The sequence below is a fragment of the Mucilaginibacter sp. McL0603 genome (genome assembly GCF_049992945.1).
In the GTDB taxonomy this organism is placed as follows: Bacteria; Bacteroidota; Bacteroidia; order Sphingobacteriales; family Sphingobacteriaceae; genus Mucilaginibacter.
In genome coordinates, this window is sequence record NZ_CP188251.1 from 980,620 (window position 1) to 1,004,915 (window position 24,296).

The following is a 24,296-nucleotide window of genomic DNA, read 5'->3' on the forward strand; positions in this document are numbered from 1 at the left end:
CAGATGATCAGGTACATTCTCCGCAAATTGAGCTATGGTATAGCAGTAATGCTGGGGATAGTGATTGTGGTGTTTTTTCTGTTCAATGTTTTGCCAGTCGATCCCGCCAGGATGACCCAGGGACAAAGAGCGGACGTGCAATCGTTACAAGCTGTGCGTAAAGAGTTTGGTTTGGATAAACCTATCCCAGTACAATTTCTTTATTACGTGAATGATCTTTCGCCAATAGGGATCCATGCCCGGGATGCAGAAGAACAGCAGCGTTATCATTATGTATCGCTGATCCCGATTTCAAAAGAAAGAACAATCGCTTTGAAATGGCCTTACCTGCGCCGCTCCTATCAAACCCGCAAGGACGTAGCATCATTGCTGATGGGCGTGATCCCTAATACATTGATATTAGCCACAACAGCCATGATATTTGCCATTATTATTGGTGTGATGCTGGGTGTTATCAGTGCGGTTAATCAGAACACCTGGATAGATAAACTGGCAGTAGCTTTTTCAACGCTGGGTATTTCGGCGCCATCATTTTTTGCGGGCATTATTATAGCGTGGATATTCGGATTTGTACTGCACAAGTATACCGGTCTGAATATGTCCGGCAGTCTGTATAGTTACGATGCCTTTAATGGCGAGGTGATTACCTGGCGTAATTTGGTGCTGCCCATGGTTACGCTTGGTTTGCGTCCGCTTGCTATTATTGTGCAGCTTACCCGCAGCGCCATGCTGGATGTTTTGGGGCAGGATTATATCCGCACCGCAAGAGCCAAAGGTTTAGGCGAGCGGACAATTATTTACCGTCATGCTTTAAAAAATGCACTCAACCCGGTGATCACAGCCATTGCTAATTGGTTTGCCTCTTTGCTGGCCGGTTCATTTTTTGTGGAATATGTGTTTGGATACAATGGTTTAGGCAAGGCTACGGTAGATGCCCTTGAAATGTCGGATTTCCCGGTGGTAATGGGGTCGATTCTTTTTATTGCGTTTATTTTTGTGGTGATCAATATTTTAGTGGATGTGCTATATGTTTGGATCGATCCACGTGTTAAGTTGAGTTAGTTATATTATGAAGATTTTTTTAATCGGTTTTATGGGCAGCGGCAAAACGACATTAGGTCGCAAATTAGCTGCAAGGATGGGGTGTGAATTTATCGACCTTGATCATAAACTGGAACAACAAGTAGAATTAAGCATTGCCGAATACTTCTCTATTTTTGGTGAGGATGCTTTTCGTACACTGGAATCTGAAGTATTGAAGAAGACCATTTACCCTGATAATGTTATTATTTCAACAGGCGGAGGCCTTCCATGCTATTTTGATAATATGGAATGGATGAACGCAAATGGTAAGGTCATTTACATCAAACTATCTCCAAAAACTTTGGCTGACAGGTTAGAAACCGGAAAAGAAGAACGTCCGCTATTACAAGATAAGCACGGCGATGACCTGGTTGCTTTTATCGAACAAAAGCTCGCAGAGAGAGAAGGATTTTACTCCCAGGCAAATATTATTGCGGATGGGTTGAGTTTAACGGCAGAGCGGTTGGAGCAGATATTGGGTGCGGAGTAGTTAACTTATTGTCATGTTGAGCGATAGCGAAATATCTTCTTCACCTTGCTTCCCGGTTATGTATGGCGAAGAAGATTCTTCACTATGTTCAGAATGACAAAGGGACTTTTCTAACTCAAATAAACTGCATCTTCTTTACCTTCTTCATTCAAAACAACAACAACGTGCTCTTTTAATACGGTGGAAAGGGCTATGCCGGCAAAATCAGTAGTTACAGGGAAACTTTTGTGATTACGGTCTATTAATACTACTGTGCGCAGTTTCTTTAACGGGACGTCCAGGAAAACACCAAAGCCATAAGCCAGCGTTTTACCACTGTTGAGCACGTCATCTACTATGATAACTGCTTTGTTATTGCATATCTGTATGTCAGTATCAGTTTTGGCTTTCAAGCTTGTGCTTAGCTTGTCGATCTCAATAGTGATCAGCGTGCTTTTAAAGGGAGCTATCTCATCAAGTATTGTTTTCAACCTTTCGGCAATGTAATTGCCTTTTGGCAAAATACCGGCGATGATGATCTCTTCTTCATCAAAATTATCTTCTAACAACTGATAGGCAATACGATTGATCTTTTGCTCTATCTGGTGCTGGTTTAATATAAGGATCTTTTTCTCGGACATTGTGTTCTTGTTGGAAAGTTGGAAAGTTGTAAGGTTAAAATGTTAATCCGCCCATAAAACTTATTGTAAATATAGACGCAACTTTACAACATTCCAACCTTACAACCTTTCAACTACTTTTTTTATAAGGATAATATACAAAATTAGCCCCCTCGGGTACCACCACAAACAGGCACATATATTCGTTTGGGTTTTTGTAAGTTTTCAGGAAACGGGCTTCCAGTTCTTTTTTTATAACATTGTGTTCTTTAAACTCTTCCAAAGTAGAGGCATTAATGCTCCACTCCATATTCAGATCATCACGGTCTAAAATAGGCTCGCCTAATTTAACCATATGCTGATAGGCAATAAAGATGGGATGGTTTGAAAGCCCCTCCATCATGATCTCAATTGCTACTTCGTGAATCGATTCATTGTAGATCTTCAGGTCTCTTTCGAGGCTTACCAGCGGACTTTCTTTTTTCTGTTCCTCGTTGCTATGTTCGTTAAGCAGTTCTTCGGGATCCATTTTTTTAAATTCTAAAAAATAAATTCTAAACTCTAATTTCTAAATTCTAATTGGTTCTGAGGGTTAACAAGACTACATTCTCCACGTGCTGTGTATGCGGGAACATATCTACTGGTTGGATTTTTACGGTATCGTATTTTTCCTTTAGCACCAGCAGGTCTCGTGCCTGGGTAGCTGCGTTGCAGCTTACATAGACGATCTTTTCGGCCTCAATTTCCATCAACCTATTTACTACATCCGGGTGCATGCCTGCGCGGGGAGGATCGGTGATGATCACATCCGGCTTGCCATGTTCGGCTACGAAATCGGCGTTTAATACATCTTTCATATCGCCAGCATAAAATTTGGTGTTGGTGATATTGTTGATGGCTGAATTGATCTTAGCGTCTTCGATAGCTGTTGGCACATATTCAACTCCGACTACCTCTTTTACTTTACCTGCTATGAAATTGGCTATGGTGCCGGCACCGGTGTACAGGTCATAAACCAACTCATCACCTTTAAAGCCGGCAAATTCGCGTGCTATTTCGTACAACCTTAAAGCTTGTATTGAATTGGTTTGATAAAATGATTTTGGGCCGATACGGAAACGGATACCTTCCATTTCTTCATAAATATATTCAGGACCGCGCCAGGCTATTACTTCCTGGTCAAAAATGGTATCATTCTTTTTTTCATTGACAATGTACAGGAGCGAAGTGATCTGCGGAAACTTGTTATCGATAGAAGTCATCAGGCTATTGATCTCTTCTTCGGCAGGATAAGCAAAAACTACAATTACCATTAACTCACCTGTGGATGAGGTACGGATAATGAGGTTACGCAAAGCACCTTCATGAGCTTTCAGGTCATAAAAGCTAATGCCTTGCTGTTTTGCAAAATCACGTACACTGTTGCGGATATCGTTTGACGGATCGGCCTGTAAATAGCAATGTTTTACATCGAGTATCTTATCAAAACGACCTGGGATGTGAAAGCCCAGTGCATCCATATTCATTGGCTCCTCTGTACGGTTTTCGCCATCACTCAACCAGCGCTTGTTAGAGAAAGTGTATTCCAGTTTATTGCGATAATATTTGTCCTCAGGCGATGGCACTATAGGCATCATATTGCTTACATCTATCTTAGCTAAATGACCTAATGCACCTGCCACCGCTTTTTGCTTGAATTGTAATTGGGCATCGTAAGTCATGTGTTGCCATTTACAGCCACCGCAGGTGCCAAAATGTTCGCAGAACGCCTCAGTACGATATTCAGAAGCCTGTTTAAGCTGGACAATCTTCCCTTCAGCAAAATTTTTCTTTTTGCGGTAGATCTGCACATCGGCGATATCGCCCGGGATAGCTTTATCTACAAAGAGCACAAAATCATTAGCCTTACCTACACCTTTACCTTCCTCGGCAATATCAATAATGGAGACGTTCTCAAAAACAGGATTATTCGCAACTTTATTCATCAGTTTGCAAAGGTACGGTTTATCAGCCTCACCCCAAACCTTGTCTTCAAAGTGTTATACTTAGCCTCACCTAAATCCTCTCCAAAGGAGAGGACTTTAACTTCGGCTTCTATTAGAACCTCTCTTTTGAAGAGTGCAGGAGTGAGCTGCCAGGCTTGGTGGTAAGAATTAACCACTCATTTTTCCTTAACTTAATAATGTACCCCGTAGGGGTATAATGTTGGTAGAAATATAGTTTATACAATTATCGATGTGCCGTAGGTACATAACCTATCCGAGATTAGTTATGTATTAGAAAGATATCGCCGATTTTGTTTCGCACCTACGGCGCGCAAAGTTGTTATGTATTTTTGTTACCGACATTTTGCTCCTGACGGAGCATTTTTAGGATTTCTTCTGAAGCTGCCACGGTATTAAAATAAGAGAAATATTTAGACAAAGCAACGACACGAGTGCAATCCCAATTGTCGCTAATCAGCTAATTTGGCTAAAGCCCTTAGCTCTGTGTTAATCCACCCGTCCCTTAAAAGGGACGGGTAAAAGGTAGCAAAGTAAGGCTTTAGCCAAATTCCGCGGATGTATAAGCTAAGTAAATGGGTTAGTAGCGACAATTTGAATTGCACTCAAAGTCACTCATCTTTTAAAAAGACGACCACAAGATAGAACAGTAACGATCAAATAAACAAATTGACAATAGCCTGCCAAAAATCATCATTCTCTATATCTGCTATTTCAAACTGCTCATCAATCTGTTCCGAAAAATCATTTAGTTCCTCACTCATGATAGAAAGTTGTAATTAATGCTAAATTAAACATATTTATACCAAAAACCAAAATGGTATTGTGAATTATTTTTTGAACACACAGGCTCAATAAAATGTTTTTGAAAAAGTAAATTAATTAGCTTTCATCAGGTCCTAAATTGTAAAATAAACTCCCCGTACCTATACAAAAGCAATAACTCAACATTATTGTAAGAGGCATATCTGTAAAGGTGTCTTTAAAAGAAAACAAGCATGAAAAAATGAATAGAAATGTGAGAATAGTTAAAATGATACCCATAAGAGACATAATTAATTTCCTGTGAATAACATTTGTAGTGTGACGACACGTTACGATCCCTATTCCCCAAAAGAAAAGCCAGGTGATAAAAGACAAGACACAACCTACCGTTATAAGTCCAAAATAGCCTTGCAATAATGAGCCGATGCCTGACAGAGAAATACTTAATAATTGATGATCGTAAAAAAAGTAAATCGAGGTGAAAATTACCGGTGCAAGGAGTATACTGGTTATCCAGACTTTAAAACTGTAAGAAAGAGCGTAAAATTCCATAAGAGTTAGTTTTGTGATGAAGAAGGAGGCTCAATAAAATGTTTTAAAAAGTAAATTAATTAGCTTTCATCCGGTCCTAAATTGTAAAACAGACTTCCTGAACCTATGCACAGGCAATTGAATAGCATCATGGAAATCCTTGCATCATCCAGTGAAAACCTCATCTCATCCTCAAGGAAAAATGGAAGAAAAGTGATAATGGTTAAAATAATACCCAAAAAACACATGATCAGTTTTCTTTTGATTCTATCCGGAATGTAGAGACATGCTAAAGTTGCGGCCCCCCAAAATATCAACCATGTAACGAAAGAACAAACTCCACTTACAATTGTAAATAGGAAATATGTCTGAATAATTGAATCCGAATCCGTTGGCTTAGGATAGAAACAATAACCAATAGCTAACAAAAGTATTGGCGCCAGAAACACACTGCTTAACCAAACCTTTAGGCTGTAAGGGAGAGTATAATATTTCATTGTAAGAATAATGTGAAGGGGCAGCCGGGTAGCTGCCCTGGTTAAAATTAATGCCTGTCCCAATTTATCTTTCTCGAAAAATACATGAGCGTTGCTATTATAAGGAATAGTGCCACGCTGCCAACCAGAAGAGCGAGATCTTCTAACTGGATGATGATGTATATAAATGCATAAAACAGGCTAAGGATAAAGGCAAACAGGCCTGTCGACCTCATGCTTTTTATGAGCGATCTTAAAAAGGCAGCAACCAAAATTACAGTTGCTGCCGAAGCGATAAGGTAGGCGAAAGTGAACCCTATTTGCTCTGAAAATGAAAGCAACAGGGTATAATAAACGATCATGGCAGCACCAATCAGCACATAATTGAATACATGTATACGCTGCTTGCTGATCATCTCTGTCAGAAACAAGGAGATAAAAGTGAGCATGATAATCAATATGGCGTATTTGCTGCTACGCATAGTTTTTTGATATTGATCTACAGGCAGGCGCAGTTTAACGCCAAAGGTGGCATCATCTGTTTTCTTGCTGTTTGCTATTAAACTGTAATCGTCAGCCCACTGCTGGGGAAAAGGGCGATTGTAGTACAACATGCGCCATTTTGCTTCAAAAGTATTTGTTTTTGGATCTATTTTGCGGATATCAGGCAGGTAGCGGCCACTAAAGCTGGGACTGCCCCAATTGCCTTTTACTGTTACATCGGTGGTTTTGCCTAAATGCAAAAAGCTTAGTTCCTGGCTTCCGTTCAACTCCAAATTGAAATCGAAGGGAATAGCCTTATCCATCATCCCGGTTAAATTGACGGCGACCTGTAAGCCATTTGCGAATACGTTGTCGCCAAAAGCAGGCTCTGCAGTAGCTACTTGTCCGGCTACTTTAAATTGCGGGTTTGTTTTGAGGCCTTTCAGGTCACTTATACTGAATAACATCCTTGCTTTTTCGGGCATCAATTGATCGGGTGTTATCGAGAGCAGATTTAAATCGGCCCTGGTAAAATTGCCAGACACTTTAATGGCACTATTATAAACCACTACTTCAAATATTCCCCGGTGCAAAACATCGGGGCTTACATTCGCATTGTAGTTAAGTTCGTTTGGCAATATGAAGATGTTTTTGATCACTTCTTTGGTGACCTCTTTACCAGAAGCAACGTTTTCTTTTACTTGTGTTTTGTAGGGGATCACCAATACCGGCCCTTGTACCAACTGGCTGCCTGAATATTGATCAGATACCTGTTTCTCCGTATCATCCTGCCGGGTGGAGCGCTCCTGTATCAGGTTCTGTATCAACACTGAGGGGATGAGCAGTATTAAGACCAGAAAACCAATGAATACTAATTTTACGGTCACCGACTCCCTGAGCCAGTGCATAAATCCTTGTGGTTGTGATTGTTCTTCTATCATGATTGGTTGTTAAAAGTACTTTGTATTTGAAAGTGTAGGTATAAAAAAAATTAAATTGGTTTTTGCTGTTTTATAAATTGCTCCAAAGTGTCAAGGTGATCTTTAAAAGCTGTTTTGCCTTTTGCCGTTGCTTCATAATTGGTATTTGGTTTACGGCCCAGGAAACTCTTATTCACTAAAATATATTCTTCCTTTTCGAGCGCTTTCAAGTGCGATGCCAGGTTGCCATCGGTAATGTTCAGCAGTTCTTTGAGCGAATTAAAATCATACCGGTTGTTAGCTACCAGTACGCTCATGATCTGCAACCTTACGCGGTTCTCAAAAGCTTTATCAAGTTTATCAAAGGAGATCTTCACCTATCGTATTTTAAGTACATCATACTGCCGTAGATAATATGCAGCACACCAAAACCAATTGCCCAAATTAGCAATCCGTAACCGGGGAAACAAGCGGCAACAAGTCCCAGAGCTATTTCTAATAAGCCGAGATATTTAACATCGGTAAAAGTAAAGTTGCTGGCGCTTACTAATGACAGGCCATAGAAAATAAGCATAATAGGCACAATCATTCCATAATAGCTATGATGAATTAATATTAATATAAATATGCCACCTGCTATAAGAGGGATGGCCATGTGAAATAAAAGGACTTTGCTGATCGTACCCCAAATAGGTTGACCTTTACGTTTAGCTTGTCGTCTGCTTAATATAAAAGCTGTCAATATCGATGCGAAAAGGATTAAAATGGCTATTGTAGCAAAAATGTTTATTATAAAATCGCTTACCCCATGAAGTGCAGCGCTGTCAGGATTATTATTGCTATGATCAAACGCTTCAGGGGCAGGTAAGTAAACAACGGCCGCACCTATCAGCGCATAAACACCAGCTAATATCCCGGATAAACCGCTAAGGGATATAAATTTTGAGGAGCGCTCCATCAGTCCCCTGATGGCCGAGAGCTCGTCGTGAATTTCTTTTTCTTCCACTTGAAAGTACTTTGTTTGTCAAAGTAAAACAATTTATTTTAGATAACAAAATCATATACAAATTTTATTTAAATCCGTATAAGTTAAAATTGTCAAGTTCATACATGATAAATTATCAGTTACGTAAAACTAATTTTATGAAAAGTATATTTTTTATTGGATTAATTGCCTGTTTGATCAGTTGTACAAAAGCACCACAGGAGCAGCCAACACCACAAATTATTAATTATCCTTATACCGCACTTGTTGGTCACACCTGGGAGGGATTGAGTTACACAGACCCGGTAACAGCTACACCATACTACCAATTTTTACATATTACAAGTGATACTACTGTTGGAATTTATACTGCCTCTTATGATGCATCTACTATTGTAGTGCCAGAGGCAGCGTATGCATGCAAGATAACTACGCATCCCAATCACGCTGATGCATTGGAAATATTTTATCCGGGAAGTTCTCAACCCCATTCATTTTCTACAACGGGCGATACCACCAGGATTACCGACGGGACTATAGATTATAAAAGATTTAAATAGCTGTGACTAGTATCGTGAATCAGATACTTTAAGCTGAGAGCTAAAATGTCTGAGCTGTTTGATCAGTTAACCTAACTAACTGTTGCTGCCTTTAACAGATAATGCAATTTGTCAGTAGAGTAAAAAAATGCAAATTGCTGATAATCAAAATGTTCATGTGTATGCGCAGGCGTTCATGTGTGTTGTGAACGTGAACGCCTACACCGATATTGCCGCCTTAACCAGATAAGGCAATATCTCTTTCTGAAATGAAACGAAATTTTTACGTACGTCCGAGTCGCTCACAGAGGTAAACGCGAAGCTAAACACGATGCTTTTGCTGCATTTGATCAGGAAGCGTATGCGCTGCATATAGTTTTCCTGTTTACGCATTCCGCCTAATTGCATAAAGGAACTAACCAGCATTTCTTCCAGTTCGTTGGAGAGCTTTTTCAGAAAATCCTGTGAATTGGCTGACTCGCGGATAAAATCCCAGCCGATAAACTCATTACAAACAGTGTATGATAAACGGCAGGTCTTCATGATCAGGTTGCTCAGGTGAGCTTCCTCGTCCATTTCATGTACATCGCTGTGGATCAATTCATCAACGCTGGTCTTGATGTAATCCATCAGCAATACATGCAGCACAGCTTCTTTGCTGTCGAAGTACTTATAAATAGTGGCTTTTGCTATTTTGGCTCTTTTGGCGATCTCGTTAACACTTGTTTTGTGGTAACCAAATTTGCGGAATAACTCCTGTGCCGCTTTTTTAATGCTCTCTTTTATTTTGTCAGCTTCCATGTATTAATTGGATACAAATATCTCAAAATTACTCACATTTACGCTATATGACCTAAGCGACTTGGTTGCGGGTGCTTTTACGGGCGTGCCATCAGCTAATGAGAATTTAGCGCCACTGCAAGGATCGGTACAAGTCAATGAATTATTATCGAGTGTTACGGCACAACGTTTTTGTGGCTGATAGCTGCTGCAGGCATCGTAAGCAACATATGTCAGATCAGCCTCGCGATAAATAATAATACCCGCCACACCATAACCCGGAATAATAACTGCTCCGCCCGGACTATGCAGAGCATTTAAAGCAGGGTTATTAATATCAGCTTCATAATTTACTGAAACGTAGGGTACAACGTCACCGCTTTTACCGCACGAAAGATAAGTTAAGCTGATAATGGCAAGCAGAAAAATTTTTCTGATCATATGATCTCTGTTTGGAATTGCTTCAGAAAACGCACATCGTTTTCGGAGAATAAACGCAAATCCTTTATCACATATTTTAAGTTGGTGATTCTTTCTATCCCCATGCCAAAAGCAAAACCGGTATATTTCTTACTGTCGATATTGCAATTTTCCAAAACATTAGGGTCAACCATGCCGCAACCTAATATCTCTACCCAGCCGGTATACTTGCACATATTGCATCCTGATCCCCCGCAAATGGTACAGCTGATGTCCATCTCAGCAGAAGGCTCTGTAAAAGGGAAATAAGATGGGCGGAAACGTACTTTAGTACCTTCGCCATACAATTCCTGCACAAAATGATAGAGCGTTTGCTTCAGGTCGGCGAATGATACATTCTCGTCAATATACAACCCCTCCACCTGGTGGAAAAAGCAATGCGCACGGGCAGATATAGCCTCATTACGATAAACGCGCCCAGGCATAATAGCCCTAAATGGCGGCTTGCCATTCTCCATCATCCGTACCTGCACTGATGAGGTATGCGTACGCAGGGCAATATCATCTTTCCCATTATTCTTTTTGATGAAGAAAGTATCCTGCATATCACGTGCCGGGTGCTCTTCGGGGAAATTAAGTGCAGAGAAATTATGCCAGTCATCTTCAATTTCAGGTCCTTCTGCTACTACGAAACCCAGCCTTTTGAAAATATCAATGATCTCTATCCTCGTCAATGACAACGGATGACGTGAGCCAACACTAAATCCTTCGCCCGGTAATGTAAGGTCAAGTTGTGAGTCTTGAGTCTTGATTCCTGAATCTTGAGTCTCTTTTAATTCCTGGTATTTGGTTTCAGCTAATTGCTTAAACTGGTTTAGCACTTTACCGAATATCCGTTTCTCTTCAGCACCCACACTTTTAAACTGGTCGAAAAGGTCTTTGATGATCCCTTTTGTACCTAAAAACTTTATACGGAATGCTTCCAGCTCATCAGCGTTAGCGGGCGAAAAAGCATTGATCTCTGCTGTATATTGATCTATTTGTTCCTGCATTATAATCTTCTTTATTTTTTTGCTTCCTGCGTCATAACGCCATCCGCCATTCCCCTTGCGATTCTGTTATTTTATTACCCCTAACTCTTTACCCACTTTAGTAAATGCAGTTATGGCTTTATCCAAATGTTCCTGCTCATGTGCGGCTGATATCTGCACCCTTATCCTCGCCTTGCCCTGTGGTACCACAGGGTAGTAGAAACCGATCACATAAATACCCTCTTCCAGCATTTTAGCCGCGAAATCCTGCGATAACTTGGCATCATACAGCATCACCGGTACAATAGGGTGTACGCCCGGTCTGATATCAAATCCCGCTTCCGTCATTTTACTGCGGAAGTATTGCGTATTCTTTTCCAGTTTATCGCGAAGCTCAGTGGTTTCGCTTAGTAAATTCAGTACCGCTATGGAAGCACCGGTAATAGATGGCGCAAGCGTATTGGAAAATAAATAAGGCCTCGACCGTTGCCTCAGCATATCAATGATCTCTTTCCTGCCCGAAGTAAACCCGCCCGACGCACCGCCCAGCGCCTTACCAAGCGTACCGGTAATAATATCAATCTTGCCCATCACATTATGGTGCTCGTGCGTACCTCGACCGGTTTTGCCCATAAAACCCGAGCAATGGCTCTCATCTATCATCACCAGCGAATTATATTTCTCGGCCAGTGCGCATATTTTATCTAATTGTGCGATGGTGCCATCCATGCTGAACGCCCCATCCGTAACAATAATACGGTGACGGCAATCTTGCGTAGCTTTCAATTTTTCTTCCAGATCCGCCATGTCATCGTGCTTGTAACGCTGACGCTGGGCCTTGCACAAACGCACGCCATCAATAATAGAAGCATGGTTCAACTCGTCCGATATAATAGCATCCTGCTCATTAAACAGCGGCTCGAAAACCCCGCCATTGGCATCAAATGCAGCGGCGTATAATATCGTATCCTCAGTACCCAAAAACTCGGCTATTTTGGCTTCCAGTTGTTTGTGGATATCCTGTGTGCCACAGATGAAACGTACCGACGACAGCCCGTAGCCGTGCGTATCCATCACCTCTTTTGCCGCCTGTATCACTTTCGGGTGCGACGACAGCCCCAGGTAATTATTAGCGCAGAAATTGATCACATGCTTACCGCCCTGCACCGTAATATCAGCACGCTGCGGCGACGTAATAATCCGCTCTCTCTTATATAATCCGGCCTTCTCAATCTCGGCGAGTTCCTGTTCCAGCACAGGTTTCAGGGTAGTATACATAGCAATGGTGTTTTACCTGCTTTGGCAGGGATTGCAAAATTAAGCATTCGCCACGAAATATTTGGCATGGGGGCGAGGACAGGCGGCAGTGTTCACGTTCACAACACAATGAACGCTCGCTGATATTTATGAACGCCTAATTATCAATAACTTACCTTTTATATACTACTGACAAAACACTGTCACCACTTTTTTCTTAAAAAGGAATACCGCTGCCAGAATTAACGCCGACGTTTGAATGAAAGCAGAGAGTTGCGCCGACTCCCCCCTCGAGAAGGACAGGGGTGTGTTTCTTCAACTATTCAGACAATTATTGAGGTTCCCCCTATTTTTTAATCGTAACTAATTGCGCTAAGCTGCAGGGGCTGCATTGCTGAACATTATTAAGCGTAATGCTTTTTATTCGCGTGCGGGGGCAGCATACGGGCGAGTCGCGGGCAAGGACTACTCTGATGCTATCAGCGCTTAGTGCGGCTAATTTGATTGTGAATGTTTGCGTTTCGGGGCTTGGTACCCTTACAAAACGGTTACCTGTTCCCAGGCTGTCTACCACAAACCTAACACTGTCGTTTACAGAGCTGGTCACCTTAAGGTCGCTGAGCTTGTAGGGCGAAGTGGGCGACAGGAACAGATCGGCGCCGGTGGTCTTGTCAACTATTTTGACGCCTATGGTGGGCAATATCTCCAGATACATGGGGCAGGGACCGCATTTGCTGGTTATACCGCCCGAATGATTATTCTGGCACGAAACCAATACCATGCACACCAACCATAAAATAAACAAACCAACTGCTTTCATAATCTATTAGTTTTAAACATAGTACGCATGTAAAGCTGTTTGTGTAACAGGACATTGCAAATATCGTGTTTTCCACCCTGCTAACTGCCAACTCCAAACTGCTAACTAAAAAAATGGGCGTTCCCCGCGGCTGTCACACTGAGGCTCTCGATTGCGGGTCGGGTCATCCGCTCATACTGCACAGGCATTAGGCTCTTTGTGCAATTAACTATCTGCAAGGTAAATGCAAACTGCCAACTTCTAACTGCCAACTGGAAATGGCCGGTATCCGCTACTACCCCTAACGCAGCTCCGTTCCCAATATGTCATGGCGAGGTACAGCTTGTCCCGAACATCTTCGGGAAAGCCATCGCGAACTATACAGAGCCACCATGCAATTGTCTGAACCATGATTTATGTGATTAAATGATTCCATGATTATTTTCCGCGCGTCGTGCCGTCCGCCCATTGGCGGATCGGCACCCCATCAGAAAGGTTGCCAGCGTGTAGCCGACTTAGTCATGTCGGTTTAAATAAAGCGATTGATTATTTCCAAAAGAATGCAGCAGCATCCGCAATTTTAATTAACGAAGCATCCGTCAAAAACGGGTAATTGGCTTTTAGTCGGTTTATGGTTTCGTGATGGCTAACTCTATTATCGTCATTGCTCCAAGTGACATCGTTTGTCGCGTATGCTGCTATATCACATATTGTTACAACTGTTTCTTTTCCAAATAAGCGTTCAATTTCAGAAGTAGATTCATCCGTGAATAAAATAGACAGATGAAAAGTAATAGCATCATTAATACTACTTTCATTAACCATAGTTCGAATATCCTATAATTATTAAAAATCTATAGGCTTGAGGGGGATTTATTTATAACAACTTTCCATTTCTTTACTTAAAACTCCCCTTGACATTTCCAGTAAATCATTTATCAGAGCCTTTAATTTATCCTCATTAACTTCTTCCTCATGTATGATTTTTTTTATATCACTCATTCTATTAATAATAATTTGTTGAGTATCAACATTAGGGTTAAGCATTAATTCAACTTTGTTTTGCATCTGGGAAAGTTCCATGGAATGACTGAAGTAAGAATCATCATCATCAAGATCAATTATTGAAATCATCTCTGCCTTGGCAATAAAAAGGCTTATAGCATTTCTCAAATCATCAATCCATCTTTGACGAAACTGAAGCATATTGCCGCTTAATAATTGTCTTTTTGCCAAGAAGTAACTAAGGGCAGCAATAATTATCGGTATGCATAATTTATCTAAAAGGGCTATCCAAAAATGATTTTCCATAGCACTTACGCGGCTTTTTCAGGCATTTCTCTATAAATTTCTCCATCTAACTCACAGCCACCTTTGGCATGCTGCGGATGTTCTGAATTGATTGTTGGATCATTTGGGTTAACATTAAATTTCGACTTACCCCATTGTTTAAAGAAGAATGCGCTGTTCTGTTTTTTACATTCATTCTTTACGTAATCAATCCATTGTTTTTTAATTGGTCGAGCTTTGTGTCCTGATTCACCACCAACTATAACCCAATCTATTAGAGCCAGGTTTAATGTTTTAACAGGGCCTATAAGAGGCTCAATTGAAAGAAATTTAGTTTTAGCAGCGATTTTTGATAATTCGTCTATTCTATAGGTATACTTTTCATTTTCTACAGAAACACCCATCCAAATATTATTGGTCCAATTCAATTCTGATGATAATTCCAATAATCTGTCCGAACGTTTAGTAAGCACCTGGTAAATATGTTGCGGCGTCTGGTTCATTACGTTAAATACTGCTTTAATATATTCAGATGGTATTTCCGGATGAAAAAGGTCACTCATTGAATTAACAAATACAATCTTTGATTTTTTCCAGGTAAAAGGGGTATTCAACTCATTTGGATGGGTACGAATATTGAACCCGTCCTGATATTTTTCAATACCCATTGCCTTTAATCTCTTGGACATTACTTCAGCATAGCAAAACTTGCAACCCGGGCTTATTTTATTGCAGCCAGTTACAGGGTTCCAGGTTAATTCTGTCCATTCTATGTTTGACTGTGCCATAATATTATTGCTTTAATGAAACTAAAATTTTACGTTGATCATTGTCAATATACCAACTTAAGGCTGGTTTATTATCCGCCGAAGTTAATTTGATTTTATCCGAGGATAACAAATTATCTAAAACAACCTTGGTATGTTTAGGTAAATATTCATTTTCTAAACCAAAATCCAGTAGTTGTACGTTGGTAACAGATTTGTTTTTTTTTATAAAATCATAAACTAATTCATCATAATTAGAGACATGGGTAGTATCGAACAGGCTCGCCTGCTGCTTATTAACTGACATTTTGTATCCTCTGCCATTTTGTTCATCCAATTTCCATTTAGTTTCCAACATCTTTTGAAATCCTTTTTTATTGTTTGTAAAGAAAAATAATGAAAAGTAGTGCCCCGGGTTTCTTTCTATAGAAAATGATGTAGAAAATTTGATTGTCAAGTAGTTTTTGAATTGTTTAGTTAACGAATTAATGTATTTTAATTCAGAAGTTAAATCTGGAGTTTTGCTACCAAACAATTCTCTAATAAATAATTGCAAAGGCTTTCCACCTGGAAAATTATCTTCGGAAATTGCTTTATTAGTAAACATATACATTAAATAAACTGGCAAAAAAAGAATTATTTCTGTTTTCCCATTCTGTAAAATTATTTTCAATTGCTTTGGATCAATTTCTTTATAACCCCAAGGGTCTATAAAAAATAGTGCTCTTTCGTCATTTTTAAGATCCGCGAGCTTATTTATAGTATTTGTCAAAATCGTATTACTGTCGAAATCAGAATAATTTATTTCTACTGAGTCTGGTTTAAATATTGATTTAGCAAAATGTTCAACTCTATCAATTCTTTTCTTGCCTTTTTCAATTTCTGATAAACCATTGTCGTTAAATTTAATTTCTATATTCAGACATGTGTTATTATTAGCGTAATAATGATCCCTGATCTTTTCTAGTGTAACTAATGGGCTTCCAGATTCTCCACCTTTATATTTGCCTTCTCCGCAAAAAACATCATATATATAGATTTTATTAATCCCAGGTGCCCTTTGGATAATATTTAAATAAATAGATAAATAATAACTCCATAATTCAATTTTGGCTTTTGAATGTTCTTCAAGAAAGTTTGAAATTTTGCTTCCCATAATTCGAAAATACTAATAAAATTAGCAATTTTAATATAAATTGTGATAAATTGAGTCATTGAATAGGTTGTGTCGAAAGATATAGTTAATTAAAATATATTTTATACCGTGAAAACACCCATTTTTCATTAGTAACTATTTAGCAATTAATTTGCCTGTGTTGAGATTGCCACACTATTGGCCGCCATAACTCGTGGAAATATAGTTGCGGAGAATACAGTTCTCATTTCCCCGTCAGCAGACCAGCTTCGGCCAAAATCGACCAAAACAATGCTGGCCCTGTGCGCCGGAAATGATCAGGAATATTGCTGAAAATCAAATAAATACCTCTGAATTATGCCGGGTATTTTGTAGCTTAGAAAGTGAATTCAAAAAATATGATCCGCAAAAAGTTTTTAAGCAGCCTTCTTCCGTTGCCTTTTCTTGGCAGCGTCTCCATACAGGGAGAGAAAAAATTGAAGATCTTTATGAAAAGCGCCTGGGGGTCGGATGATCCTACGAAAGCATCCTTTCCATTCCTTCACGGGAATGCACTTGCAGAAGCCGGTCATGAGGTACAAATATTTTTGCTGGGCGAAGGGGTGAGCCTGATGCGGGACAGCACCCTCAATGCGATAACGCCCGTCGGCTGGCCTCCCCTGAAGGAAATATTGCCAAAAGTGCTGGCCAATAAAATCCAGATCTATGCCTGCGGCGCCTGTTGCAAAGCCCGGGGCATCACGGCGGCCGACCTGGAAAATAAAAACGCCAAATTCGGCAACCCCCAGATCTTCGTCGGCCTGACAGAATGGTGTGATAAAATTATTACGGAATAGTACTACTTCGTTCTCGCCATGACGCGCTGAGATGTAGTTGCGGAGAATACAGTTCTCATTTCCCCCGTCAGCAGACCAGCTTCGGCCGAAATCGACCAAAACAATGGTGGCCCCTGAGCGCCGGAAAGGGCATAGTAAGTTTTGCAGAAGCCAGGGCCTAATGCGAGCGACAGCGGGGCAAAATATTACAGCCCGTGGTTTTGGTCGATTTGCAGCGCAAAGGCCCCGTGCGGCAAAGAAGCAAGCGTCGGCTGACTTGACTTTTTGGTTGCTTTTGTGTCAAGACAAAATTGCATAGCAATCATGAACACCTATAAAAAACAAACAACAGGTGAATAACTAACAGCCCCCGCGGCAATTGAGCGGGACGGAGTATCTTATAACCCCAGAAATAGGTTCCGTTACCTAAACAACGACGACTTAGCATGTTTGACAAGCCCCACGTACCACACTTCGAGTGCCTCAGTGTGACACCCGCCTTGAAGAATCATAGTAAATCAATTAATCAAACAAATCATGGTTCAGACAAAAAGAAGCATGACGTAGAAACCCACCCCTGCCACTTCATTGGCCGACGCGCCCCCTCCCAGAGGAACCTTTTTTAGTTTACACTTACTATTCCAACAACAACGCATCCTCATCATCCCCCAAACTCAAACTTATCATATCACTACCGGCGATACCTTCAATTGAGCCTTTAATGTGGGCAGCATTTAGCAGTACTTTTTCCAATTGCTTTTCACGTGCTTTCCACATTTTTTCCATAGCATCACGTTCGCGTTGTATGGATAAACGCATGCTCATATAGCCTTCGCGTATGGCTTTCCATTGTTCAGAGAATTCGTTGCTTATCAGATAGTCATATAGCAGGTGCATTTTATCGCCTTTATTGTCCTGTGCTTTAGCCAGGTTGGCAAGTTTAATAATACCATCCCTCAAAATGTAGGACACCGCTTTTACTTCATCAAATGAGCATATCCAAACGCCATCTTTTTCACCAAAACAATCCATCCCTTTGGGGTAGCATTGACTTACAATTACCGCAACATCAACCCCAATGGCACGCATGTCTTTTTTCAACTTATCAATCCAGTCGGCCGAAAAATCTTTAGTGCGCTTGCTCTCATAAATAATGCGGCCGCATTCCTGCCCAAAATTATTGCGGACAGTTTGTACGCAATCAGCCCCGCGCACACCCTTGCCCACTTCGCTGATCACATCAAACGGAAAATTATCGCGTAATAACTCTTCCAGTATCAATTCCTGTACTTCGCCTTGTAACTGCATAGAGCCTTGTTCGGCCTTACGTTTCATTTCGTCCACCAGCTTCTTCTGGTCTTCTATTTGTTTTTCCAGTTCCTTTACTTTTAACTGGTGGTCAGTATCTTTCAGATTAAATTTTTCAGCCTCTTGCTTTCTTATCTGTTCGCTTAACTCATTCCGCTGTTCCTGCAATTTCCGCTGTACGGAAAGCTCCAGTTCTTCTTCCTTTTGTTTAAGTGCCTGTTCCTTTTGCAAAAATTCCAGTTCCTTTTGTCTTGACGCCTTTAATTTTTCGTCCGACTCATTCTTAGCGTTTTGAAGCATCAGCAATTGATTCTCAAAATCAGTAGCTATTGACTTACGCAGGTTTTCTTCGAGCGTTAACTGCAATTGTTTTTTTTCTGCTGTAAGCCGTTCCTCAAACTGTAGTTGTTGCTGGCGTTCTTTTGCGGCAAACTCACTTTCCTTTCTTTTATATTCCTCCTCTTTTTGCTGGGTATATTCCTGCATTTTCACCCGAAGCTCTTTCTTATATTCTTCGGCCATCACTTCCTCAATCGGAAATCCAAAACCACAACTAGGACATTTTACTTCTGTTGCCATATTTATAAAGGGAATTAAAACTGCAATTATTTAGTAGCAGCTAAAGATAGTCATTGGCAAAACCAAAAAATACAACTATATCAAACCTCAACTAATTTGCAATCATCCGCAACCCGTGAAAACACCCAATTTTCTCTTTGAATACATCTCGGTCCGTTGACCTGCCTAAGTAGAGGTTGCTTCGTTCCTCGCAAAGACGGGCGGAGATATAGTTGCGGAGAATACAGTTCTCATTTCCCCGTCAGCAGACCAGCTTCGGGCGAAATCAGGTAAAACAATGCTGGCCTGTGCGTTGGAAGGGCATAGCAATATTTGCCGTAGTATAGGCCTTGTGCGACACACGGGGGCAATATTTTGCAGCCCGTGGTTTTGACTGATTTGCAGGGCAGAGGCCATGTGCGGCAAAGAAGCCTTTCTGCTGACAAGCACTTTTGGTTACTTTTGGTGCCTCAAAAGTAACAGCCACGCGGCAATTGAGCGGGACGGAGTATCTTATAATACCCAGAAATATTTTCTGTTACCCCGCACGAGCGATGACTTAACGCGTGGGGTGCTGAAACAAGTTCAGCATGACGGAAAGGTTATGTGATGTACGTCGCATTTGAATCGCGTGTAAAGGAAGTGATACACGGGTAATTTGAATTGGCAATAAATTCAAACAAATAGTATATTCAGCTCAAATTTTTAACCATGAAACCCTTATCACATTTTTTTGTTCTGGCTGCTCTTGTATGCCTGCAAGGCTGCAGCGGTTGTATTAAAAAGAGCGGAGACTCAACTCAAACTTCTAAAACCGGTAAATCGAGATTTCCGGTTCCTGTAGCTACCGATAATCTTATCATTAAAGACGAAAAAGATCTCACAGGTTATTGGGCAGGCACTTTCGGCCCGGATAAAGCAGATACATTAGAAGAGGATGGAGATTACCAGAGTGGATATAATAAAATAAACATTTCGCTGGATAATATTGATGGCAACAAGGTAGAAGGCCACATAGTAATTCAAGGAAAGCTTCGTCCCTTTAAATGCAGCATGATCAAAACAGGATCTAAGTACAGGTTCTCTTTTAAAAGCATTTCTGACGAAAAAGTTGCCGGAATTTATAAGCTGAGTATTTCCGAAGGTGATAGCCTGCTTACTGGTCACTGGAGTGGCGGCGACAAAGTTCCTTCCCATGACTTTGCTTTAACCAAAAAACTTTTCAGCTATAACCCCGACTGGAAGCTGGAACGGGCCAGTTATATTGATTGGAGCAAATCAAAACAAATAGCGGTAAAGCCTGATAGTGGAGAAACTTATACCGATGAGCGTTATGCTACAACATCAGATGAAGTTCAAAAATATAACTCTTCAACCGATGTACTTACTACAAAGTACCTTGCCAACCTGAAAAAAGCCGATCTTTTGATAATACGCAATTCTATTTTTGCGCGACATGGCTACACCTTTAAAAAACCGGTTTTGAGCTGGTATTTCAGTGAGCAGTCGTGGTATGTGCCTATCAGTAATGATGTCACTGCTGAACTCACCCCGATAGAAAAGCAAAACCTGAAGCTGATGGCACCTTACGAAAAATATGCCCAGGAATACTATAATGCTTTCGGTCGGTGATCATTTCTTATGCAGCTAAGTAAAAAATATTATTTGTTAACTGCGGGCAATGTGTTATGGTATGCATGCCTGCTGTTTTTTTCGTATCTGATGCTGCTCATCACGCTTCAATATATTCCTGTACGTACCGATGTGGCTTTTCTGCAGACAAAGGGAGACGTAACAGGCATGCTGCATTATCGCGTGGCTTTTTTTGCACATGTGTATACCGGTATGTTTGTACTGCTGTCGGGTATGCTGCAATTCCCCTCTTTTATCAGGCGACGATTCCCGGCTCTTCACAAATGGAGCGGGCGAATATATGCAGGCGGTATTATTTTAGTTGCAGGTCCAGCGGGGCTGGTCATGGGTTATTATGGGAATGGCGGGCTGATTAGTCAAACCGCCTTTTGCATTTTGGCAGTTTTGTGGATAACCTTCACCTGGAAAGGCGTTACCGCTATATCGGCAGGCGACATAAAGAGCCATAAAGCATGGATGTACCGCAGCTATGCCCTGACGCTTTCGGCACTGAGCCTGAGGGCCTGGAAATGGTTGCTGGTATTTTTATTTGCCCCGGCACCAATGGATGTTTATCATATCATTTCCTGGCTGGGCTGGACCAGTAATTTGTTGGTTGCCGAGATGATCATACGTGCCAGAGGGGATAAATTATAGTGAGTGGTGAATGGAGAGCAGAGATTAGTTGTTTTCCCGTCAGCAGACCAGCTTCAGCCGAAATCGTCCAAAACAATGCTGGCCTCAGAGCGCCGGAAAGGGCATAGTAAGTTTTGCAGAAGTAGGGGCAAGTGTGGGCGACAGCGGGGCAAAATATTACAGCCCGTGGTTTTGGTCGGTTTGCTGCGCAAAGGCCCGGTGCGGCAAAGAAGCAAGCGTCGGCTGACTTGATGTTTGGTTACTTTGCATCTAAGGTAAATTGCATTAGCAATCATGAACACCTATAAAAAACAAACAATAGGTGAATAACTAACAGCCCCCGCGGCAATTGAGCGGGACTGCATACCTTATAATCCCCAGAAACATTTTCCATTACCCGCACGAGCGATGACTCAGCATGTGGGGTGCTGAAATAAGTTCAGCATGACGGATGGTGTAGAATCTGCATAGCTCCTCTGTAAATCGGGGATTGCTTCGTACCTCGCAAAGACGCACGAAAATGCATGGTGATGACTCCCCCACGCTCAGCACTTCGAGTGCGTTAGTGTGACACCCGACTTGAAGAATCATAGTAATCAATTAATCAAGTAAACGGCGAAGCCCTCTTGAACACAACTGAAAAAAAATCATCGGTGAAAAATCATGGTTCAGACAAAAAGTGGATGTTCCTCGCAAAGACGCGCGGAGATATCGTTGCGAAGAATACAGCTCTCATTTCCCCCGTCAGCAGACCAGCTTCGGCCGAAATCGACCAAAACAATGCTGGCCTTGAGCGCCGGAAAGGGCATAGTAAGTTTTGCAGAAGCCCGGCCTCAGAGCGCGCGACAGCAGGGCAAATAATTACAGCCCGTGGTTTTGGTCGATTTGCAGCGCAAAGGCCCCGTGCGGCAAAGAAGCAAGTGTCGGCTGACTTGACTTTTTGGTTACTTTTGTGTCAAGACAAAAGTAACAGCCCCCGCGGCAATTGAGCGGGACAGAACATCTTATAATCCCTAGAAACACTTTCCGTTACCTGAATGAACGATGACTCAGCATATTTGACAAGCCCCACGCACCGCACTTCGAGGGCCTCAGTGTGACACCCATTTTAAGAATCATAGTAATCAATTAATCAAGTAAATCATGGTTCAGACAAAAAGTGGGATGTTCCTCGCAAAGACGCGCGGAGATATCATTGCGGAGAATACATTTCTCATTTCCCCCGTCAGCAGACCAGCTTCGGCCGAAAGTCAGAACTCGAATTTGTAGAATTAATTGAATTTCCTGAATTCTGTTCATTCTTAAATTCTATAAACGGCATAGCCCTCTTGAGCACCCCAAAAAAACAACTCGCGAAAAATTCCGGTTCAGACAAGACGTAACAGCCCTCCCGGCATTATCAAATTATTGTAAAATATTCATTATAAGACTATTGTAACGGATATTTTATAGGATATATGGGATAGTGTGAATAATACACTATAATTTTGTGCGGTTAAAACATTGAAATATCAAAAAGGATAAACATATAATAAAAAAATGTCTGACACTTACTGTTGCAGCGCTGTACTTCTTCATGGCGTCAACTTATATTTCATATCTTCCAAAATATGATTTGTATTGGCCAAAAACTTCCACTGCGTCAAATGTCACTTATCTTCAAAAGGATAACAATGCTAACAATTTCTTTTTACAAATGCGTCTTACTGTTAAGACCGTCGTTGAAAATAAGCTTAAGGCATTAAGCATTTTAATTAAAACTGCAGCATTTGTTTTTTTATTGGTTTTTAGTGTAACTGCAATAACTGCTTTATTAAGAAAATCAAGAGCTCCGTTAAATACCCTTCTTTATCCGCACAGACCTTATTACCAAACCTTCCGCACCCTTCGAATTTGATTATACACTTAAATGTGTTTACTGATCAAATTTCTAAAAATGGCATCTCATAGTTTTCCGACTATGTATTTACCATGGTTTGTACTTAACCATGCAGGTACCGGATGCTTGTAACAATAATTTAAAATATTTAATACAATGAAAACAATATCAAAATATTTAACACTTACCGGCTTAACCGCAGTATTGTGTTTGTTTCTGGCTTTGCCCGCTAATGCACAACATGGAGGTGGCGGAGGCGTTCATTTCGCTGGTGGCGCTCATTTCGGCGGCGGCTCCCATTTTGGCGGTGCAAGCCATTTCGGCGGTGGCGCTCATGTTGGCGGTGATAGTCATTTCACCGCCGTCGCTCATGCTGGCGGCGATAGTCATTTCCATCCTGTTTCAGGGATTAGGGGTGTACAACCTCACTCAGTTGGATTCCGGGGAAATGGGCCTGGCGTTTATGGACATGGCGGGCGGTATGGTCATTATGTTTGGGGCAGGCATGGCCATTATTTTTACAATCAAGGCTTTTACGGTAGTTTATACTATCCTATGCTGGGCCTGGATTTCGGATTTTTGCCCGCTGGCTATTATCCCTTTTACTGGGATGATGGCGAGTTCTACTTCAGTGACGGGTTTTACTACCAGCTTGATAACGAACAATATACCGTGGTAGAACCTCCCATAGGCGCCGCAATAAAAACGTTGCCGTCAAATGCCAAATCTACGCAGATCAACGGACAGCAGTATTATGAGTTAAATGGTGTTTATTACTTACCTGTTACCCAGGATGACGGCACCGTACAGTATCAAATTGAAGGTAAAGACGGCAAGTTAAATACAGATGCAACCGGCGCTAAAACGATTGTGCCAAAAGTAGGTAATATGGTTACTAAACTGCCCCCTGATTGCAGAAAGATCGATCTTAATGGTGATACTTTGTTTGTATCTGAAGATGGTATATATTACCAGCAAATTAAAGACAGTAATAATAAAACAACATATAAAATAGTTGCGCTTGAAGCAGATGGATCGGGCAAATAATGCCTTTGTATAAACAATAAAGGGTTGGGTTAAATAGCCCTCCCTTTATTGTTTATTTAGCAAACTAT

23 protein-coding genes are annotated in these 24,296 nt (G+C 41.1%); 7 read left to right on the plus strand and 16 right to left on the minus strand.

Annotated elements, in window-relative coordinates; genetic code table 11:
- Positions 1-3: 3 nt before the first annotated feature.
- Positions 4-1,062: an ABC transporter permease gene (locus ACPPVU_RS04595; RefSeq protein ID WP_426670522.1), complete on the plus strand. Its 1,059-nt coding sequence runs from the start codon at positions 4-6 to the stop codon at positions 1,060-1,062.
- 7 nt (positions 1,063-1,069) lie between these two features.
- Positions 1,070-1,573 (plus strand): shikimate kinase, encoded by a 504-nt coding sequence (locus tag ACPPVU_RS04600; protein WP_426670523.1) that lies wholly within the window; start codon positions 1,070-1,072, stop codon positions 1,571-1,573.
- Positions 1,574-1,683: 110 nt separating this feature from the next.
- On the opposite strand, the gene ACPPVU_RS04605 is transcribed toward ACPPVU_RS04600, so the two are convergent.
- From ACPPVU_RS04605 to ACPPVU_RS04630, 6 genes are all read right to left on the minus strand, one after another.
- The gene (locus ACPPVU_RS04605; RefSeq protein WP_426670524.1) at positions 1,684-2,193 is read right to left on the minus strand and encodes a phosphoribosyltransferase family protein; all 510 of its coding nucleotides are present in this window, start codon (positions 2,191-2,193) and stop codon (positions 1,684-1,686) included.
- 109 nt (positions 2,194-2,302) lie between these two features.
- Positions 2,303-2,701 (minus strand): hypothetical protein, encoded by a 399-nt coding sequence (locus ACPPVU_RS04610; RefSeq protein ID WP_426670525.1) that lies wholly within the window; start codon positions 2,699-2,701, stop codon positions 2,303-2,305.
- Positions 2,702-2,747: 46 nt separating this feature from the next.
- Positions 2,748-4,157 carry a 23S rRNA (uracil(1939)-C(5))-methyltransferase RlmD gene (gene rlmD, locus ACPPVU_RS04615; RefSeq protein WP_426670526.1) on the minus strand — a complete coding sequence of 470 codons (1,410 nt, stop codon included), beginning with the start codon at positions 4,155-4,157 and terminating at the stop codon, positions 2,748-2,750.
- A gap of 1,858 nt (positions 4,158-6,015) precedes the next feature.
- A complete protein-coding gene (gene creD / locus ACPPVU_RS04620; protein ID WP_426670527.1) occupies positions 6,016-7,371 on the minus strand; it encodes a cell envelope integrity protein CreD in 1,356 nt (451 codons plus the stop codon).
- A 50-nt stretch (positions 7,372-7,421) separates the two neighbouring features.
- The gene (locus ACPPVU_RS04625) at positions 7,422-7,727 is read right to left on the minus strand and encodes a winged helix-turn-helix domain-containing protein (RefSeq protein WP_426670528.1); all 306 of its coding nucleotides are present in this window, start codon (positions 7,725-7,727) and stop codon (positions 7,422-7,424) included.
- The gene (locus tag ACPPVU_RS04630; protein ID WP_426670529.1) at positions 7,724-8,356 is read right to left on the minus strand and encodes a hypothetical protein; all 633 of its coding nucleotides are present in this window, start codon (positions 8,354-8,356) and stop codon (positions 7,724-7,726) included. Before ACPPVU_RS04630 ends, ACPPVU_RS04625 begins: the two co-directional genes overlap by 4 nt.
- Positions 8,357-8,493: 137 nt before the next feature.
- Between ACPPVU_RS04630 and ACPPVU_RS04635 the strand changes: the two genes are divergently transcribed.
- Positions 8,494-8,895, plus strand: a complete 402-nt coding sequence (locus ACPPVU_RS04635; RefSeq protein ID WP_426670530.1) for a hypothetical protein — start codon at positions 8,494-8,496, stop codon at positions 8,893-8,895.
- A gap of 198 nt (positions 8,896-9,093) precedes the next feature.
- On the opposite strand, the gene ACPPVU_RS04640 is transcribed toward ACPPVU_RS04635, so the two are convergent.
- The 9 genes from ACPPVU_RS04640 to tcmP form a co-directional block, all read right to left on the minus strand.
- Positions 9,094-9,675 carry a TetR/AcrR family transcriptional regulator gene (locus tag ACPPVU_RS04640; RefSeq protein ID WP_426670531.1) on the minus strand — a complete coding sequence of 194 codons (582 nt, stop codon included), beginning with the start codon at positions 9,673-9,675 and terminating at the stop codon, positions 9,094-9,096.
- A gap of 3 nt (positions 9,676-9,678) precedes the next feature.
- Positions 9,679-10,095 (minus strand): Rieske (2Fe-2S) protein, encoded by a 417-nt coding sequence (locus ACPPVU_RS04645; RefSeq protein WP_426670532.1) that lies wholly within the window; start codon positions 10,093-10,095, stop codon positions 9,679-9,681.
- Positions 10,092-11,126 carry a phenylalanine--tRNA ligase subunit alpha gene (gene pheS, locus ACPPVU_RS04650; RefSeq protein ID WP_426670533.1) on the minus strand — a complete coding sequence of 345 codons (1,035 nt, stop codon included), beginning with the start codon at positions 11,124-11,126 and terminating at the stop codon, positions 10,092-10,094. The genes ACPPVU_RS04645 and pheS overlap by 4 nt, the downstream gene beginning before the upstream one ends.
- Before the next feature lie 66 nt (positions 11,127-11,192).
- Positions 11,193-12,383 carry a glycine C-acetyltransferase gene (gene kbl / locus ACPPVU_RS04655; RefSeq protein WP_426670534.1) on the minus strand — a complete coding sequence of 397 codons (1,191 nt, stop codon included), beginning with the start codon at positions 12,381-12,383 and terminating at the stop codon, positions 11,193-11,195.
- Between the two features lie 325 nt (positions 12,384-12,708).
- A complete protein-coding gene (locus ACPPVU_RS04660) occupies positions 12,709-13,182 on the minus strand; it encodes a hypothetical protein (RefSeq protein WP_426670535.1) in 474 nt (157 codons plus the stop codon).
- Between the two features lie 525 nt (positions 13,183-13,707).
- Positions 13,708-13,986, minus strand: a complete 279-nt coding sequence (locus tag ACPPVU_RS04665; protein ID WP_426670536.1) for a hypothetical protein — start codon at positions 13,984-13,986, stop codon at positions 13,708-13,710.
- A gap of 48 nt (positions 13,987-14,034) precedes the next feature.
- Positions 14,035-14,472 (minus strand): hypothetical protein, encoded by a 438-nt coding sequence (locus ACPPVU_RS04670; RefSeq protein WP_426670537.1) that lies wholly within the window; start codon positions 14,470-14,472, stop codon positions 14,035-14,037.
- Between the two features lie 5 nt (positions 14,473-14,477).
- A complete protein-coding gene (locus tag ACPPVU_RS04675; RefSeq protein WP_426670538.1) occupies positions 14,478-15,239 on the minus strand; it encodes a DUF5131 family protein in 762 nt (253 codons plus the stop codon).
- Between the two features lie 4 nt (positions 15,240-15,243).
- The gene (gene tcmP / locus ACPPVU_RS04680) at positions 15,244-16,374 is read right to left on the minus strand and encodes a three-Cys-motif partner protein TcmP (protein WP_426670539.1); all 1,131 of its coding nucleotides are present in this window, start codon (positions 16,372-16,374) and stop codon (positions 15,244-15,246) included.
- Positions 16,375-16,751: 377 nt separating this feature from the next.
- Here tcmP and ACPPVU_RS04685 point away from each other — a divergent pair, with 377 nt between their 5' ends.
- A complete protein-coding gene (locus ACPPVU_RS04685) occupies positions 16,752-17,189 on the plus strand; it encodes a DsrE family protein (RefSeq protein ID WP_426670540.1) in 438 nt (145 codons plus the stop codon).
- 615 nt (positions 17,190-17,804) lie between these two features.
- On the opposite strand, the gene ACPPVU_RS04690 is transcribed toward ACPPVU_RS04685, so the two are convergent.
- Entirely contained in the window at positions 17,805-19,055 is a 1,251-nt protein-coding gene (locus ACPPVU_RS04690; RefSeq protein WP_426670541.1) for a DUF2130 domain-containing protein, read from the minus strand.
- Between the two features lie 690 nt (positions 19,056-19,745).
- On the opposite strand from ACPPVU_RS04690, the gene ACPPVU_RS04695 reads away from it, so the two are divergent.
- From ACPPVU_RS04695 to ACPPVU_RS04705, 3 genes are all read left to right on the plus strand, one after another.
- Positions 19,746-20,666 (plus strand): YARHG domain-containing protein, encoded by a 921-nt coding sequence (locus tag ACPPVU_RS04695; protein WP_426670542.1) that lies wholly within the window; start codon positions 19,746-19,748, stop codon positions 20,664-20,666.
- A gap of 9 nt (positions 20,667-20,675) precedes the next feature.
- A complete protein-coding gene (locus ACPPVU_RS04700; protein ID WP_426670543.1) occupies positions 20,676-21,323 on the plus strand; it encodes a DUF2306 domain-containing protein in 648 nt (215 codons plus the stop codon).
- 2,014 nt (positions 21,324-23,337) lie between these two features.
- Positions 23,338-24,228: a DUF6515 family protein gene (locus tag ACPPVU_RS04705; protein WP_426670544.1), complete on the plus strand. Its 891-nt coding sequence runs from the start codon at positions 23,338-23,340 to the stop codon at positions 24,226-24,228.
- Positions 24,229-24,296 lie beyond the last annotated feature (68 nt).